The organism is Vibrio sp. S17_S38, assembly GCF_014694375.1.
In the GTDB taxonomy this organism is placed as follows: domain Bacteria; phylum Pseudomonadota; class Gammaproteobacteria; order Enterobacterales; family Vibrionaceae; genus Vibrio.
The window spans coordinates 34,160-51,379 of the sequence record NZ_JAAUWW010000007.1 but is presented as its reverse complement, the minus strand read 5'-3'; the positions used below and the strand labels follow the sequence as shown (position 1 = coordinate 51,379).

General features: G+C 42.1%; 15 protein-coding genes. 7 read left to right on the top strand and 8 right to left on the bottom strand.

All coding sequences use genetic code 11. The features are described from left to right. Positions 1 to 3 precede the first annotated feature (3 nt). The 3 genes from rpoZ to HC725_RS07215 all read right to left on the bottom strand — a co-directional run bounded on the left by rpoZ (position 4) and on the right by HC725_RS07215 (position 3,602). Complete coding sequence (gene rpoZ, locus HC725_RS07225) at positions 4 to 276, bottom strand: DNA-directed RNA polymerase subunit omega (RefSeq protein ID WP_190331153.1); 273 nt, start codon at positions 274 to 276, stop codon at positions 4 to 6. A gap of 121 nt (positions 277 to 397) precedes the next feature. Further along, a complete protein-coding gene (gene gmk / locus HC725_RS07220; protein WP_190331254.1) occupies positions 398 to 1,021 on the bottom strand; it encodes a guanylate kinase in 624 nt (207 codons plus the stop codon). Positions 1,022 to 1,229: 208 nt separating this feature from the next. Next, positions 1,230 to 3,602 carry a glucose/quinate/shikimate family membrane-bound PQQ-dependent dehydrogenase gene (locus HC725_RS07215; RefSeq protein WP_190331152.1) on the bottom strand — a complete coding sequence of 791 codons (2,373 nt, stop codon included), beginning with the start codon at positions 3,600 to 3,602 and terminating at the stop codon, positions 1,230 to 1,232. A gap of 320 nt (positions 3,603 to 3,922) precedes the next feature. Between HC725_RS07215 and slyA the strand changes: the two genes are divergently transcribed. The 4 genes from slyA (at position 3,923) to fdhD (ending at position 7,530) form a co-directional block, all read left to right on the top strand. Next, entirely contained in the window at positions 3,923 to 4,378 is a 456-nt protein-coding gene (gene slyA / locus HC725_RS07210; RefSeq protein ID WP_190331151.1) for a transcriptional regulator SlyA, read from the top strand. Positions 4,379 to 4,450: 72 nt separating this feature from the next. Further along, entirely contained in the window at positions 4,451 to 5,509 is a 1,059-nt protein-coding gene (locus HC725_RS07205) for an HlyD family secretion protein (RefSeq protein ID WP_190331150.1), read from the top strand. A gap of 17 nt (positions 5,510 to 5,526) precedes the next feature. Further along, positions 5,527 to 6,555, top strand: coding sequence for a DUF2955 domain-containing protein (locus tag HC725_RS07200; RefSeq protein ID WP_190331253.1), 1,029 nt, complete (start codon positions 5,527 to 5,529; stop codon positions 6,553 to 6,555). A gap of 135 nt (positions 6,556 to 6,690) precedes the next feature. Further along, positions 6,691 to 7,530 (top strand): formate dehydrogenase accessory sulfurtransferase FdhD, encoded by an 840-nt coding sequence (fdhD, locus tag HC725_RS07195; protein ID WP_238928456.1) that lies wholly within the window; start codon positions 6,691 to 6,693, stop codon positions 7,528 to 7,530. A gap of 145 nt (positions 7,531 to 7,675) precedes the next feature. Here fdhD and HC725_RS07190 read toward each other — a convergent pair whose 3' ends face one another. Continuing rightward, positions 7,676 to 10,006, bottom strand: a complete 2,331-nt coding sequence (locus HC725_RS07190) for an FdhF/YdeP family oxidoreductase (RefSeq protein WP_190331149.1) — start codon at positions 10,004 to 10,006, stop codon at positions 7,676 to 7,678. Positions 10,007 to 10,229: 223 nt separating this feature from the next. Between HC725_RS07190 and HC725_RS07185 the strand changes: the two genes are divergently transcribed. Together HC725_RS07185 and HC725_RS07180 are read left to right on the top strand one after the other, a co-directional pair. Then, positions 10,230 to 11,606 carry a DNA-3-methyladenine glycosylase 2 family protein gene (locus HC725_RS07185; protein WP_238928455.1) on the top strand — a complete coding sequence of 459 codons (1,377 nt, stop codon included), beginning with the start codon at positions 10,230 to 10,232 and terminating at the stop codon, positions 11,604 to 11,606. Positions 11,607 to 11,648: 42 nt separating this feature from the next. After that, on the top strand, positions 11,649 to 12,167 hold the full coding sequence (locus HC725_RS07180; protein WP_342365932.1) for a methylated-DNA--[protein]-cysteine S-methyltransferase: 519 nt from the start codon (positions 11,649 to 11,651) through the stop codon (positions 12,165 to 12,167). Positions 12,168 to 12,268: 101 nt separating this feature from the next. Here the strand turns inward: HC725_RS07180 and HC725_RS07175 are convergent, their stop codons facing one another. From HC725_RS07175 to HC725_RS07165, 3 genes are all read right to left on the bottom strand, one after another. After that, positions 12,269 to 13,648 (bottom strand): Na+/H+ antiporter NhaC family protein, encoded by a 1,380-nt coding sequence (locus HC725_RS07175; protein WP_190331148.1) that lies wholly within the window; start codon positions 13,646 to 13,648, stop codon positions 12,269 to 12,271. 258 nt (positions 13,649 to 13,906) lie between these two features. Then, on the bottom strand, positions 13,907 to 14,347 hold the full coding sequence (locus tag HC725_RS07170) for a DoxX family protein (protein ID WP_190331147.1): 441 nt from the start codon (positions 14,345 to 14,347) through the stop codon (positions 13,907 to 13,909). A gap of 86 nt (positions 14,348 to 14,433) precedes the next feature. Next, positions 14,434 to 15,249, bottom strand: coding sequence for a DODA-type extradiol aromatic ring-opening family dioxygenase (locus HC725_RS07165; RefSeq protein WP_190331146.1), 816 nt, complete (start codon positions 15,247 to 15,249; stop codon positions 14,434 to 14,436). A gap of 249 nt (positions 15,250 to 15,498) precedes the next feature. Here HC725_RS07165 and HC725_RS07160 point away from each other — a divergent pair, with 249 nt between their 5' ends. Further along, positions 15,499 to 16,404 (top strand): LysR substrate-binding domain-containing protein, encoded by a 906-nt coding sequence (locus HC725_RS07160; RefSeq protein ID WP_190331145.1) that lies wholly within the window; start codon positions 15,499 to 15,501, stop codon positions 16,402 to 16,404. 60 nt (positions 16,405 to 16,464) lie between these two features. Here HC725_RS07160 and HC725_RS07155 read toward each other — a convergent pair whose 3' ends face one another. Continuing rightward, positions 16,465 to 17,202, bottom strand: coding sequence for a DsbA family protein (locus tag HC725_RS07155; protein WP_190331144.1), 738 nt, complete (start codon positions 17,200 to 17,202; stop codon positions 16,465 to 16,467). Positions 17,203 to 17,220 lie beyond the last annotated feature (18 nt).

Genomic DNA, 17,220 nt, shown 5'->3' with positions numbered 1-17,220 from the left:
ATATTAACGGTTGTGAACGATGCTGCTTACTGCTGCAAGTTCAGCGGCATCTTGCTCTTGCTGCTCTTGACGTTCACGAGCGTCTAATACTTCTTTAGTGATTAAACCTTCTTCGATTTCGCGTAATGCGATCACGGTTGTTTTATCATTTTCTTCAGGAACCAATGCATCTTTGTTGCCAGTTTGCATTTGACGAGCGCGGCGAGCCGCAATAAGGACTAGGTCGAAACGGTTACCGACTTTTTCAACAGCGTCTTGGACAGTTACGCGTGCCATGATGACTCCAATTAGTGAATTTTATTTAGAATGACGGGAAATTATACAGTCTTACCGCGAGAGATTCTAGCAATAAGACTCGTCGTTATTGATTTGAATAAAACGAAGGCCTAAACCTTTATTATTCAGATAGTAAAGCGTTTAACATGCCATTAAATTTAGTGGCTTGTTTATCTTGTTTTAGACGCTCTGCGCGAATAATGGCTTTAAAGTCCATTAATGCAGCATCAAAGTCATCATTAATAATCAGATAGTCGTATTCGTTGTAGTGTGAAATTTCTGATTTTGCCTTGCTCATGCGTCCTGCAATTACTTCGTCACTATCTTGACCACGCGTATTTAAACGACGTTCTAGTTCGCCATTAGATGGAGGTAAAATGAAGATACCTTTTGCGTGCGGCATTTGTTTGCGAATTTGACGAGCGCCTTGCCAATCAATATCGAGAAACACATCAATGCCTTTTTTTAGATTATCTTCAATCCACACGCGAGACGTTCCATAGTAATTACCAAAAACTTCTGCGTGTTCAAGAAAAACCCCATTGTCCATTAATTCAACAAAGTGTTCTTTTTCAACAAAATGATAGTGGACGCCATCCACTTCACCAGGACGCTGATCGCGTGTGGTATGTGAAATAGACACTTTCATCGCGTAGTTAGGGTTTTTCTCTAACATGGTTGAAATTAAGCTCGATTTACCAGCACCACTTGGAGCGGAAACGATATAAAGCGTACCTTTGCCGATCATGAACGATTCACTTTTGTTGAGTTAAGTCTTATCAGTTTAGTCAAATAAGAAAAATACAAATTGATTAAAAAGTATAAGGATAAAAAGGGTGGCGAAGAATACCACATCTGATTTTTTATTTGAATCCTGTATTAATGCAAAAAGATGGCAGGAACGTATCCTTACCATCTTTAACTTCATCGTTTTACTTATTTATGATGAGCGCTTATTTTTCTAGTTTATAAGCCATCACAAAATCACCAGTTTTGGTGCCAATAGAACCATGTCCACCAGCAACGAGCACGACCATTTGTTCACCTTTACTGTTTAGGTAGGTCATTGGTGTTGCTTGGCCACCCGCAGGAAGGCGTGATTTCCATAACACATCACCGCTAGTTACATCATAAGCACGGATATAGTTATCAACAGATGCCGCTAGGAAGGCAACACCGCCACCCGTCATTATTGGACCACCGATCCCCGGAACACCCATTTTGAAAGGAAGTGGTAATGGTGTCATATCTTCCACCGTACCATTTTTATGTTGCCATGCGATTTTACCCGTTGCTAGGTTAGCACCTGCAACATAACCCCAAGGTGGTTGCTGACATGGAACACCGATTGGCGATAGGAACGGTTTAAGCTCCACCGCGTAAGGTGCGCCATTGTTGGCATTGACACCATGTTCGCCTTTATTGTATTCAGCATTTGGTTTGTCATTTGGTGATTTTGGCATCACAGTTGACACAAACGCTAAATTCAATGGCATACCAAACATGATTTGGCGTTTAGGATCCACCGCTACGCCACCCCAGTTAAAGACACCAAAGTTACCTGGGTAAACAATTGTTCCTTGTTCTGATGGTGGAGTGTAACGACCGTCATAACGCAGTTTTTTGAATTGGATACGACAGATCATTTGATCAATAAGCGTACCGCCCCACATATCCGTTTCTTTCAATTTTGGTGGGTTGAAGCTTAAAGCAGAAACTGGTTGAGTCTCAGCTGAGAAATCACCTTTCATTGCACCTTTGGGTGCTGGTTCTTCCGTAATAGGTAAAAGAGGTTCGCCAGTTGCACGATTTAATACGTAAACATCACCTTGTTTTGTTGGAACGACAAGGCCAGGTTGAACGCCATCTTTAGTCGTGATATCAACTAAACTTGGTTGCGCTGGAGTATCCATATCCCATAAGTCATGGTGCACAAATTGTTGTACCCATTTCGCTTGACCAGTTTTGACGTCAAGCGCGACCACTGAACTTGAATATTTTTCTTCGTTTTTATTACGGTACATACCCAATTGATCGGGAGTACGGTTACCCATAGGGAAGTAAATTAAACCTAACTTCGCATCCGCACTGGCCACAGACCAACTGTTTGGTGAGCTAACCGTATAGGTTTTGCCATCAGCAATTGGAGATGTGTCATCAGGATTAGCAGAGTCCCAGTTCCATTTTAATTCACCAGTTTTGGCATCATAAGCACGGATCACACCTGAAGGGGAGTTGATATCGTAGTTATCGTTAACTGCACCAGATACGACCACAACACCATTAGTCACAATTGGAGGTGAAGTTGAGTAGTAATAGCCCGCTTGTTTGTACGGCATATTTTGCATTAAATCTAATACGCCATCTTTAGCAAAGTTGCTGCATCGTGCACCGGTTTTAGGATCGAGTGCGATTAAGCGAGCATCCGAAGTTGGTAAAAACAACTGTGCATCACAAGTGGTGCTCGGCAAAGATTCTGTATGCGCATTTGCTTTTGCTGTGATTACTTCAGCCGCATCTTGCTTAGTTTGCTCAGCAGCAGTTTCACTTTGAGCTGGAAGGAAGGATACGCCACGACAAGTTTGGTGTTGGCGTTGGCTTTCTGGTGGCACTTTCGCATCAAATACCCAGCGTTTTTCACCCGTATCGGCATTAAGCGCGACTAACCAGTTATGTGGTGTACATAAATATAACGTGTTGCCAAGTTTGATTGGCGTGGCTTGATAGGTGGTTTCACCAATATCATTCGGGCCTTTTTGATCGCCTGTTTCAATCTGCCAAGCTTGTGTTAATTGTCCGACATTTTTTGGCGTGATTTGATCAAGAGGAGAGTAGCGCTGACCATAATTACTACGACCGTAACTCGTCCAAGCGTCATCTTTAATTCCACCCATATCTGGCGTAGCACTCACAACTTCTGTCGGTAAATTACCGGCAATATCGTGAGTTAAATTGAAGATTGACCCTAAAGTAGCGATGGCGCTGAGCCCCCAAACTACCAGAAGAGAAACGGTTGATACACGACTCGCTTGTTTATAAGTGACTAATAGTGGAATGGCGAGTAATAGCGGTAGGCCCATACGAGTTGATAGAGGCCACCAATCAAAACCTGTTTCTGAGAATGCCCAAGCCGTCGTTACCAGTAGAAAAACGGTATAAATATAATGGGATACTGTACGTTTGGTTTGCCAGATACAAAGGCCAGTTGCGAAAAAACCAATACCAGCAAATAGATAGTACCAGTTGCCACCGAGCGTCATTAGCCATGCACCGCCAGCGGCAAGCACTAGACCAAGCAGCATGAATATAACGGAGAAAAATTTCATGTGAACTCCCTTTGAGTAGATTTAATCCAATAAAAACAATAATAACCTTTATATACGTTGGGTTACTTTGTGATTTATGTCAATGAAATGATGTCTAATTGTGCATAAAAGTTAGTAAATGTTTCTTTTGGGTATTTATTTGTGAGTTAAAAGTGTAGGGCTATTTACTTAGCCTGCTAATTACTTATAATGGACGCTTGTTATGCTTAGCCTGCTAACTATTTGGTTGGTGATTGTTTAGTAAGTATGTACTGATGATTAATAAATGCTTATTCACCTTTATAATACATACAGGTGAGTGAAAATAGAGAGATAAATCAATGGAATGCCACACCACTAAGTTACAGCATTTACCGTTGGCAGAACGTTTAGGCCGCTTGACTCGTTTATGGAGAATGGTAGCAGATGCTGAATTGGCGCCTTTAGGTTTAACGCATCCTCGCTGGACCGCATTGTGGAAGTTAAGAAATCTTGGCGATAATGTGAGCCAAAAAGTCTTGGCGGATGGCCTTGAGATTGAATTGCCATCGTTAATGCGAACATTGAATCAATTGGAGCAACAGCAATTAGTGGTTCGTATTTCATGCCCTCATGATAAACGAGCTCGAATTGTCAGCCTGACTGATAATGGTAAGGATGTTTTATCCCAGATGGAAACCCGCATTTTTAACGTTAGAGACAAAGTGCTGTTAGGTATTAGCGAGCAACAGTTGCAAGAATTTGAACGCATGATCGATCTCATTTCTCACAATGCGTTTGAGCAGTTACACCCTTAAATCCTCAACTTTCCCTTTACGTATCGCACTCAATCACGACTGACGATACGCTTATTTTATTTAGAGAATATTATGACCCCAGATGAACAATTTTCTCGCCTAATCCGAATTGCGATGGCGGGATTTGCTTTAATGTTTTTATACTTTTTATTTGCTGATTTAAACTTACCGTTAACCACTGAATCAATGGCAACTCGTGCGATCACTAAGGTTGCGCCGCGTATTAGTGGCAAGGTTGAAAAAGTGAATGTTGATAACAATCAGATCGTAGCTAAAGGTGATGTTTTGTTTGAAATTGATCCCGCTCCTTTTCAATTGGCTGTCGATGAAGCTCAACTGGCTTTAGAGCAAGCACGTCAGAATAATGATGAACTTGATGCTTCCATTAAAGCCGCTCAAGCAGAAGTGAGAGCAAGCCAAAGCGTTTCTACCCAGAAGAATCGTGAAGCAAAACGAATGGATAACCTGTTTGCTAATCACGGTGTGTCTCGTCAAGAAAAAGACCAAGCCGATAGTAGTGCTATTTCAGCACGAGCGAATCTTCTTTCTGTACAGGCTCAATTGGAAAAATTGAAAGTGACCAGAGGATTAAGTGGAGAGTCCAATCTGCAAGTTCGACAAGCTCAAAACCACCTTCAACAAGCGCAGCTGAATCTTGTATACACTAAGGTGAGAGCCGAAAAAGATGGGTTAATTACAAACTTACACTTGGAAAAAGGCATCTTCAAATCCGCAGGTAGTCCAGCATTAGCGTTAGTTTCACAAGATGTGGACATCATCGCCGACTTTCGTGAGAAAAATATCATGGATACAGTTTCTGGAGATAAAGCTTACATCACTTTTGATGGTAAACCTGGGCAAGTATTTAAAGCCACTGTACAAAGTTTGGATGCAGGTGTTAGCGCTGGACAGTTTGATGCCAATGGTGAATTGGCCACGCCGCAGTCTTCAACTCGTTGGGTGCGAGACGCTCAAAGAATGCGTGTCCATTTCACTCTCGATAAAGCAGTTGATTTTGCACTACCAGCAGGCGCGAGAGCCAGTGCTCAATTGGTGCCAGATAACAGCATTTTAGCTGGATTGGCGTATCTACAAATCAAATTTATTAGTGCCTTGCATTACATTTATTAAGTGGGAGATGAATGATGATGTTATTACGTCACCACCCATTGAATCGTAATGATGTACGCCAGTGTTTGCGTATTGCAACGGGAGCTGCGCTAGGATTTACCATTTGTAAATTCTTCGACTGGCAAAATGGGGTGTTTTATACCGTAATGCCAGTACTGTTGTTGGGTATGATCCCAAAAATGAGTAAGGGTGTCGCTTTGCAAGTTATGGCTTCGGCTGTGATGTGCGGATTAGAAGTCGGATTGTTGTCAGGAACAATCGGTGACAAACCATTTTTGATGTTGCCTGTGGTGTACTTATTATTTTTATACCGCTTTGTGGCGATGACAAAAGGGCATTTGTTTTTATTTGGCTCATCGGGCGTATTAAACCTAAGTATCATGCTGCATTTCGCCAGTTTTCCAAGTACCGATTTGAGCATGCTGATTGGTGATAATTTCTATTCATCGGCATTGGCTATTTTGATCGCGTATTTGATGCACCTTATTTGGCCTGATGTGGATCCGCGTCAGCCACCTCCGAAAGTTGATAAAAATATCAATCGAATGAGGCATGAAGCGATATTAGGATCCACCATGGCGACCATTTCATATTTGGCATTTCAAGTGTTGGATTTACAAGATTCAATGTCAGCCCAAGCAACCAGTTTATTATTACTGTTTCCGATGCACTGGAATGGCATGTTGACCTATGCCCGCAAACGAGCGATTGGAACGATCTTGGGGGTCAGTTATGGAATTATTGTGCAATTCATTTTATACAATTGGTCGAATATGTTGATTTTGGTCGTGCCTTTGTTATGGATTGGTTTACTGCTGTTTAGCCAAGTGCATGTTAAAGAAGCGAGTGGTTCAGGGGCAGGATTTGGCTCGATGACAACCTTAGGCATTTTATTTGGTCAATACTTGAGTCCAAACAGTGACTTGCTCTTTAGTGCGTTATATAGAATGAGCAGCATTGCCGTTGCTATCGTTATTACTTTGTTTATCTGCCTGATTATTCATAAATTACTTAATCGATTTGAAGCGACTCGCTTTGGCCATTAATGTTTTGTTGTAGTGGGAACACTTGCTATATGGTGCACCGTGCGGTAGATGAATATTTACCTGAGTGAGCTATTTCAGCATCAATATGCGAGTTTCGTTATACTCATGAAGTGTATTACTAGGTTAGATGCTCGAATGTCCCAACAATCTAATAAATCTGTTTTCCCATCACCGCTAAAAAAGATCATTGTCACCGCTCCTGTTATGCGTTTTCGACACAATGCGGACGCTAACTTGGAGGATGAAAACTTTGCCACTGAAACCGCGGTAGTGCTCGTGTATAACGGTATTTCTCATACCGTATTAATGTGTACAGCTAGCCATTTGGAAGATTTAGCGGTGGGTTTTTCCTTATCTGAGGGCATCATTGACCATGGTCGAGATATTCATGACATTGTGCAGGTGGCCTCTGATAACGGTATTGAACTTCATATTGAGATTGCGAATCGTTGTATGGAGCGACTAAGAAAAGTACGCAGAAGTATGGCTGGTCGAACGGGCTGTGGTATTTGTGGATCTGAAAGTTTAGATCATGTAGTTCGTCCTTTGGCTTCTTTGTCTCAAACAACCTTTTTACCTTGGCAAAAAATTGATGGCATTTTGCAGCAGCTTGATACCCAACAAAATCTGAACCAAGTGACAGGAGCAACTCATGCTGCGGCCTATATATCAGCCGACGGTAATATGATTGCAATACGTGAAGACATTGGTCGCCATATCGCTTTGGATAAGTTGGTTGGATATATTATTCGAAATAAATTGAGCGGCGGCGCCATTTTAGTGACCAGCCGAGCGAGTTTTGAAATGGTACAAAAAGTGGTGAGTGCGGGTATTGAGATATTGTTGGCCATTTCGGCAGCCACCAGTATGGCAGTGGAGTTGGCGCAGAAATCCAATTTAACCTTGGTCGGTTTTTGTCGCCCCGGCCGAGCGGATGCTTATACTTATCCTGAACGTATTACAGTGATTAGGTAAGTAAGCTCGATAAAAAAGCGGGTTAAAACCGAGAACAAAAAAGCAGAACATGATTGCGAACTGACCCCCAATCGTTGGAGAACCAACATTGGGGGTTATTTATATCTAAAACTTAAGCTTTGTATTGCACAACGCTACGCCTATTTTAATAAGACACGACATTGATATCTTCGCTGGTTTTTGCACTGAGTTTCAGCGTGACCACTATTGCCTTAGAAACTGGAGTGTCACTGAGGTCACCACTGTCATGTAAAGCCACTAACGGGTTAGCTTCTGGGAAATAGGCAGCAATGTTACCTTCTGGAATTTCATACTCTACCAATTTAAAGCCATATATCTCACGTTGATATTCATCGGCGTATAACGATTGTATATCGACCCGATCGCCCGCTTTCATTCCTATTTCTTCAATGTCTTTCTTATTCATAAACAGCACTTTACGTTCGCCAAAAACGCCACGATAGCGATCATCAAACCCATAAACGGTGGTATTATATTGATCGTGAGAGCGCATGGTTTGCAGTACAAAGACGGCTTGATCACTCATTTTTCGTAATGCTGCGGGTTGTAAGTGAGTCGGCAGTGAATGGGCATTAAACTGGGCTTTGCCGCTTTTGGTTTGCCAGTTATTATCTCGTGCGGAGTTACCTAAGTAGAAACCGCCCGGTTGCTTGATCTTATCGTTGACGCCTTCAAATCCAGGGATCACCTTTTCAATTAATGATCGAATGCGATCGTAATCTTCAATTAGTGATAACCAATCAACCGGAGAAGATCCTAGCGTTGTTTGAGCCATGCCTGCGATGATGGCTGGTTCAGATCGCATTTCACCTTGATCATTACTTTGCTCATCATGCTTTACTGCACCGTAAGATGCATGCACCATGCTAAAAGAGTCTTCTACGGTGACGCATTGTTGCCCGCCTTTTTGCCAGTCAACATCGGTACGACCTAGACATGGCAGGATCAATGAATCTTTACCTGGTGACAAGTGGGTTCGATTTAATTTAGTGGCGATGTTAACGGTTAAATTACAGCTTTCTAATGCTTGCTGTGTGAGCCGGGTGTCTGGTGTGGCGGATACGAAGTTACCACCCAGTCCAATGAATACTTTACTTTCACCTGTCAGCATCGATTTTATCGACTCTACGACATTATGACCCGGCTTGGTTGGCGCTTTAAATCCGACAGCTTCTTCTAATTTTGCGATAAAAGACGCGGATGGTTTTTCGTTAATGCCAACGGTGCGATCGCCTTGTACATTACTGTGACCGCGAACAGGGCAGACACCAGCCCCTTCTTTACCAATTTGACCAAACAATAATTGCAGGTTAACCATTTCTTGAATGGTATTGACCGAGTGTTTGTGCTGCGTGATCCCCATTGCCCAAGTAATGATCACCCGCTCGGCTTTACGATAAGTGTCTGCTGCGGTTTCTAATTGTTGTTGAGTTAGGCCTGATTGTTCAATGATTTCAACCCAACTAGTGGCATCGACTTGATCCAAATAGGTGTGCATACCATTGGTGTGTTTTTCAATATAAGCGTGATCGAAAATAGATGCTCGACCTTGGGATAGTTCTTTTTTATCAAATTCATACAAAGCTTTTACCATTCCTCGCACTGCCGCCATATCCCCGCCTAATTTGGGGGTAAAGTAATGGCCGCTAATTGGCGTTGATCCATTGGTTATCATCTCAATTTTGTTTTGAGGATTGGTAAAGCGTTCTAATCCACGTTCTTTTAAATTGTTAAAAGACACAATGGAAGCGCCTCGACGTGATGCTTTGTATAAGGTATCCATCATTCTTGGGTGGTTGGTGGCAGGGTTTTGTCCAAATAAGAAAATAGCATCCGCTTTGGCAAAGTCATCCATGCGGGTGGTGCCTTTACCAATACCAATAGATTGGGATAAGGCCACACTGGTTGCTTCATGGCACATGTTTGAACAATCGGGGAAGTTATTGGTACCCACGGATCGTGCAAATAATTGATATAAAAAAGCGGCTTCATTACTGGCTCGGCCTGAGGTGTAAAATTCGGCTTGGTTTGGTGATTCTAATTGTTTTAAATGCTTTGCAATCAGGGCGAATGCATGATCCCAACTGATGGCTTCATAATGATCAGAGTCGGCATTATAGCTAACGGGTTGGTTTAGACGGCCTTGATATTCAAGGTAATAATCACTTTGCTTACGCAGCGAATTAACGGAATTCTCAGCGAAGAAAGCTCCACCAACTCGGCGGCTTGTTCCTTCCCAATTGACGGCTTTCGCTCCGTTCTCACAGAAATGAAAAAAGCCTTTTTCACCATCTTCACCCCAAGCACAACCTGGGCAGTCAAAACCTTTATCTTGATTGGTGCGCATCAGATTACGGATATTTTTGGCGACATTCTCACTTTTGAGAAGATGCTTTCCTGTGCTAACTAATGCACCCCAACCGCCGGCTGCATGAGTGTATTTTTTTATCGCCATAAATATTTTCCTTGGAATCACTGATACTGAATTATTCTTTATCGAAGTTAATCATATCTTATCTGGTTGCTATGAAGATCAAAAAAACTCGCAATATATAAACCAATCCTGCAAACACAGTTTTCAGGATTGGTTAAGTATAGAAGAGTGTTCAGTTCCGAAAATGGCTAGTGAAAATGGGTTTGGCTTATATACTGTGTGAATAGAAATGGATGAGAAAATCATGATGCCTAACAATTCAACCTTTGATTATTCGTCCTTGACGATAGAACAATGCCAACAAGCTCGGTTATCGCGTGATCAACGGTTTGATGGGCAATTTTTTATTGCGGTGAAAACGACGGGTATTTTTTGTCGACCAATTTGCCCAGCGGTGTTACCGAAAGAAGAAAATGTACAATATTTTGCAAATAAAGCCCAAGCACTGGAATCTGGGTTTCGCCCGTGTTTACGTTGCCGTCCAGACAGTGCACCAGAATCATGGGCGTGGAAAGGGGTAGAAACGACCTTTATTCGTGCTTTAAAACTGATTGATAATGGTGAATTACAACATTCATCGTTAACCTCTTTAGCGGAAAGAGTCGGCGTCAGTGATCGTTATCTTCGTCAATTGTTTCAGCGCTACCTTGGAATCTCACCAAAACGCTACGCTCAACTGCAGCAATTAATGTTTGCTAAACAATTATTGCACTCTAGTTCGATGAGCATGACCGATATTGCTTTCGCTTCTGGTTTTAATAGTGTGAGGCGCTTTAATGATGCCTTTCAACAATATCTCTCTTTATCGCCTTCAAAAATTCGTCGTCAGTCTCATCATTCAGGCGTAAAAAAGAGTATTGAACTTCCTTTTAAAGGACAGATTGATTGGCCATTTATGCTGGCGTTTTATGCACGTCGAGCGATTGCTGGCGTTGAAACTGTGACCAATATGCATTATGAACGACAGGTGAAAATTAATGATGCTTTTGCTTGGTTTCGCATAAGTAAAAAATCCGAGCATGCTTTGGTGATGGAATTTGAGTTAGAAGACATTTCTCAACTGCGTGCATTAGTCAATCAAGTGCGGCGCATGCTAGATTTGGACGCTGATACCGATGTGATTGAGCAGCATTTAGACAAGGTTGCGCCAGAGCTCGTTCATCAAAAAGGGGTTCGCATTCCTGGAACGTGGAATGCTTGGGAGGCAGGCGTTCGAGCTATTTTAGGTCAGCAAGTTTCTGTGACGGCAGCCATTGGTCAATTGAATCTTTTAGTCCACACCTTATGCGAGAAAGGTAGCTGCTATTTTCCTGAACCGCATCAAATAGCACAAGCGGATCTGAGTTTTCTGCGTATGCCACAAAGTCGCAAAGATACCCTGCATCGTTTTGCTGAATTTATGGTAGCTCAATCCCAAGTTGAACCTTCTGAATGGTTGTCGTTAAAAGGTATTGGACCATGGACAATCAGTTACGCTCAGCTTCGAGGTTTATCTCAACCGGATCGTTTATTGGATAAAGATTTGGTGGTAAAAAAGGCATTAGTAAATTTTCCGCAGTTAACCTCGGAAACAGCATCGCCTTGGGGAAGTTACGCCACTTTTCATCTTTGGAATTTATAGAATAGGATCATAGTGATGGCAAACATTCAGAAAAATACCGCAATAGAATCATGTTATACCACCATGCCAAGCCCATTTGGTGAGGTGACGATTCAAGCTTGTGAAAAAGGTTTACTAGGTGTGTGGTTTGCTACCTACACCACTAAGCCAACAGATTTAGGCGAATATATTGAAAGTGAGCGCTTGAGTGAACAAGTCAGTGAGCATGGTAAGTTAGTGCTTGCTCGTGCGTTATCTCAGTTAAAGAAATACTTTAATGGTGAGTTATCGAGTTTTGATTTGCCATTAGCGGCGGTGGGAACCGAGTTTCAACAAAAAGTGTGGCAAGCATTAACCACCATTCCTTATGGTGAAACGTGGAGTTATCAAGATCTTGCTAATGCGATTGATAATCCTAAAGCCGTGCGAGCGGTGGGGCTTGCGAATGGTAAAAATCCAATTTCGATTATCGTGCCATGCCACCGTGTGATTGGTAAGAACGGTAAATTAACCGGTTATGCTGGTGGCATTGAATGTAAAAAAGGCTTACTTGACGCGGAAGCTAAATACCAAAAGAAATAAAATTTATTCGGGCTGGAGTGCTTGTTCATCCGATGTGCAAGCACTCATTAATGCAGTTTAGTTAAAGTAATGTTTGTAGTTAAATTAGTATTTTAAATCAATTATAGCGCCGCTTGATTACGTTCTTGATGTTTACGCCCTTGATGCTTAATAAAAATAGACACTAACGCGGTGATGGCTAATAACATGCAATAGTAAGAGTTGGCGACAATTTGCAACGGTGATAAACCAAACACTGATCCGAGCAATAACACTTGTGCGCCATAAGGTAATAAGCCTTGCATGACGCAAGAAAAGATATCCAACAAACTTGCTGAACGTTTGGCGGAGACATTATTTTCTTCTGCAAGTTGGCGTGCGACGCTGCCCGATACAATGATCGCTACGGTGTTATTGGCAGTACAAATATTGGTTAATGACACTAAACCGGCAATGCCGACTTCACTGGCGCGTGAATTGGCTTGTGAGGAATGTTGACTGCCAAATCGGCTTATCACTTTGCTGACTAACTGAGTTAAAAACGTTAAACCACCTTGTTGGCGCATGAGTTCGCTTAACCCACCAATCAACATCGATAATAAAAAGATTTCCTGCATATTGCCAAAGCCTGCGTAAATATCTTTACTCAGGTGCGTGAGTGAATAGTCATTGAGTGAATATAAACTCACACTACCCGCCATGACAATACCCAGTCCAAGTACTACAAACACATTCACGCCAGAGACAGCTAATATCAAAATAGCCAAATAAGGCGCAATTTTCAGCCACTCTATAGAATCAGTAGTTGGGGTTTGTGTCGCGGTGCTGCTAAAGGCAAAAATGATCAAAGTGATGATGGCTGCTGGAAGAGCAATGCGAATATTTTCGCGGAATTTGTCTTTCATCTCACAACCTTGTGAGCGAGTTGCCGCGATGGTGGTATCTGAAATAATAGATAAATTATCACCAAACATAGCGCCACTTAATACGACACCGGCGGTTAATGGCACGCTCATTCCTGCCGATTGAGCGATCCCTAGCGCAACAGGTGCAACTGCTGCAATAGTTCCCATTGAGGTGCCCATCGCAGTGGCAATGAAGGCTGAGATTAAGAAAATACCAGGTAAGATCATACTAGTTGGCAGCAGTGATAAACCTAAATTTACCGTTGCATCCACGCCACCGGATGCTTTGGCGACGGCCGCAAACGCACCTGCAAGTAAATAAATCATGCACATGGCAATAATGTCAGGATGTCCCACGCCATGTAAAAATTGTTCAATGGCTTTATTCAGCTTTTCTTTACTCAATATTATTGCCACGACAATGGCTGGCAGAGTCGCGATCGGTGCTGGCAATTGATAAAAAGCGAAATCGACACCTTGGTAAGTAAGATAAGCTCCAACACCAATAAAGAGTGCTAGAAATATCACAAGAGGCAATAAAGCTAATCCATTGGATGGCTGAGATTGAAGAGATGGCGCCGTTGGACGAGTAGACATAAAGGTGGCCGAGTCATAAAAGGTCGGCAAGAGTAATGCTCTGACGTTGAAATGTCAAATTTAGCCATCTAAATGGCTAGGCTGTCATTGTTGAAAATTGGTATTGTGAAAGGTCGCCACTGTGAAAAAACTGCCACTGTGGGATATTGCATGCAGGCGAGCGATTCATGCTGAAGATGTAAAGGTTAGTTTGCCGCTTTGTGACTTAGCATCACAGAGCGGCAATGTATCTTGCTTACAATTAAGACAACTTTGCAATTAAGACAATTTTTTCAGAGCCAAGTTATCCAAGGCTACTTTACCGCCACCAGAGAACATCAGTGACGCCGCAATAGCGAATAATGCCAAACCATATTCATAGCCGCCATTGGATAAGAATAAACCGTGGCTGATATGCACTGAGAAAATAGCGACTAGCATAGTAAAGGCGACAACTGCTGCGGCTGGGCGAGTCAATAAACCAATCAGTAAGAATAAACCGCCAAAAAATTCACCGCTACCGGCTAAAAAGGCCATCAATTCACCCGGGTTTAAACCAAGAGAGGCCATAAATTGGCCTGTTCCTGCAAGGCCGCCACCGCCAAAGAAGCCAAATAGTTTTTGGCTACCGTGCGCCATTAAGATTAAACCCGTTGGAACACGTAAAATAAGAGGAGCGTAGCTTGAATGCGAGGTTAATACGCGTTGTAAAGTTGACATAAATATATCCTTATCAAGTAATTAGTTGTGAGTTGGAGCAACGACAGAAAGGTTTAGTTCCATCGCTATTATTAAAATAGTAAACGTTAATTTTGAGTGGTTTGCCATAAATACGATTCCATTGATAAGGCGCCGTAATACATTCCACCGTCTAAGACTTCAAGTTGATCATTGTCTTGGCTAGCACCGAGTGCAAACAGTAGCGGCAGAAAATGGTCTGAACTTGGGTGTGCTTCTTTAAAATGTGGCGCAAGTGATTCCGCTTGTATCAAAGCATCAACATTGCGCTCTTGAATACCTTTCCTGATCCATTGCTGAAACGTTAATGCATATTGAGCCACACGAGAATGATCGGCGTGCAAGTGACGTAAATTATGCGTTAGCGAACCGGAGCCAATCAATGCAATACCTTGCTGCCTCAAAAAAGACAATTGCTGACCTAATTGCCATAAGGCTTGTGGACTTGCCGTAAAATCGATCGACACCTGTACCACGGAAATATTGGCCTTTGGTACAAGATGTATCAGCGGGACCCACACGCCATGATCAAGCCCACGTTCAGCATTTAATTGTGTCGTGATCCCTGCTTGTGTTAATTGATTCACGATCATTGCCGCCAAGTTAGCATCGCCTAGCACCGGATAGCGTAATTGGTACAGTTCATCAGGAAAACCACCAAAATCATGAATAGTTTCGGGTTGCTTAGATGAGGTTACTTCCGTTACGCCTCGCGTTAGCCAATGGGCCGATACCACCACAATCGCTTTGACGTCATCAAAATGATGTCGATATTGCTGCAAGATGTGGCTTGCGGAAACTTGTCCGTTATCTAATGTTGTTTCGGTTTCTAGCGCAAACATAGGTGAACCATGACCGACAAATAAAGCAGGGGCTATTTTCATGATGTCTCCTTTTATGTACTTTTTATAAGTAATGCTGAATTGATGGATAAATATCCGAAACGAATAAATATCGTTACCATGAAAGAGAGTGTGCATGAGTTGTATTTATTAAACAATAAGGCTGTTAATAAACACATTGTTCAATATTATTTTACAATAATGGCGTTGTTAAGTAGATTACTCATGGGTCTAAGGGCTTTACGATTGGTGTTTTTAGATGAAAGCTGATGAAAGAAATAAGGCGGTAATGTGGATAAACTAAATTTAATGAACAGCTTCGTGCATGTCACTGAAAAGGGTTCTTATACCGCTGCGGCGCATCAATTGAGAAAAACCAAAGCTTTAATGAGTACGCATATCAATCAATTAGAATCGTTATTACAAGTAAGATTGATCCATCGTTCTACTCGAGGGCTACAACTGACCGATGCTGGCAAAGCCTATTACGAACATGCTAAGCGTATTTTAGATGATATTTCGACCGTAGAAGTCGGGCTAAAAAACGATCAACAATTGCTTGCAGGCCGATTGCGTATTAGTGCGCCCACCACGTTTGGTGAATGTGTATTGATGCCATTTATTGCCGAGTTTATTCAGCATTATCCTGACCTGAAAATTGATGTGGTGCTCAACGATCAATTTGTGGATTTAGTGTCGGAAGGTTTTGATCTTGCGATTCGAATTGGAACATTACCTGATTCAGATTTGATTGCCATGCCGGTGGGTAAGATGATCTTAAAAGCCTGTGCTGCGCCTGATTTTATTAAGCAATATGGCGATCCTGACCATCCCCACGCTTTGGCTCAATTACCCGCGATTTATGACAGTAATACTAAACGTACAGGATTAAGACGTTGCAGTAAGGAGGGGAAGGAGTTTTCATTTACCACTAAGCCTATTTTATCGGTCAACAATGCATTAGCGTCTGCACGCTTGGCTTCGCATGGTGTGGCCTTTACCATCAGCCCTGATTTCGCTGTTGATCCTTTTATTCAACGAGGCGAGCTGCAAACGATATTAACCGATTATGATTTTGGTGAGTATCCGATCCACGTGGTGTATAGCCATCGAAAATATTTGCAGCAGAAAATCAAAGTATTCAATCAAGCTTTAAAAGATAGCTTGGGGAAGGACAGTATTCTTGCACAGTCGTGATACGACCAAACTATTGAATGGATAAAGACAGTGACGCTCTGCCTTTATCCATGTATCAGCTTACTTTTCTAATTTGGCCTTAATGATAGGTTCTAACTTTTCAATCGGCAAATAACCGGGAATGATTTCACCATCGATTAATAAAGCCGGTGTGCCTTGTAAACCTAATTGAGCAAATAACTGATAGTTTTTATTCACTTGTTTCTGAATATCGTCTTGTTCGTCTAATAACGCGACGGTATCGGTTTTTTTCGCCACTTGGAGCAACGAACGAGCATCATGACTGCCTGGTTTTTTGATCAATAATTGACTCGTTTGAGTAAAAGCCTCGGGTTTATTTTGCCAAATATTGAGTGCAAAGGTGGCTGAGTTTACCTCGCTATTCATTTCTTTTAATGGGATTAAAATATCGACCACTTTGAGTTGAGGATATTTTTCCACAAGCTCATGTAATACAGGATCTAGCTTTTTACACCAAGGGCAGCTGTAATCGGTGAAGAACACGATAGTGAGAGCCGGATCTTTGTCACCATAGGAAGGATGGTTTGGATTATGGTAAAGATAGTTCTCATTTTGTTGTATCACTGTTTCAAATTGACTTGCCTGTTGAATGTAGAGTTGCAAGCTTTGATGTAAATTATCAATAACTTGTGGATGATCACGTAGCATTTGATCGATTTCATTAATTTTCTGCTCGGTTGCTTGCGGTAAAGTGGCAGCTTGTGCTGCATTTATCGATAAGCTCATCATTAGTAGGCTAATCCAAGCGAAAGTGCGTTGCTTTAATATTGTTTTCATCGTATGTCCTAAATAATT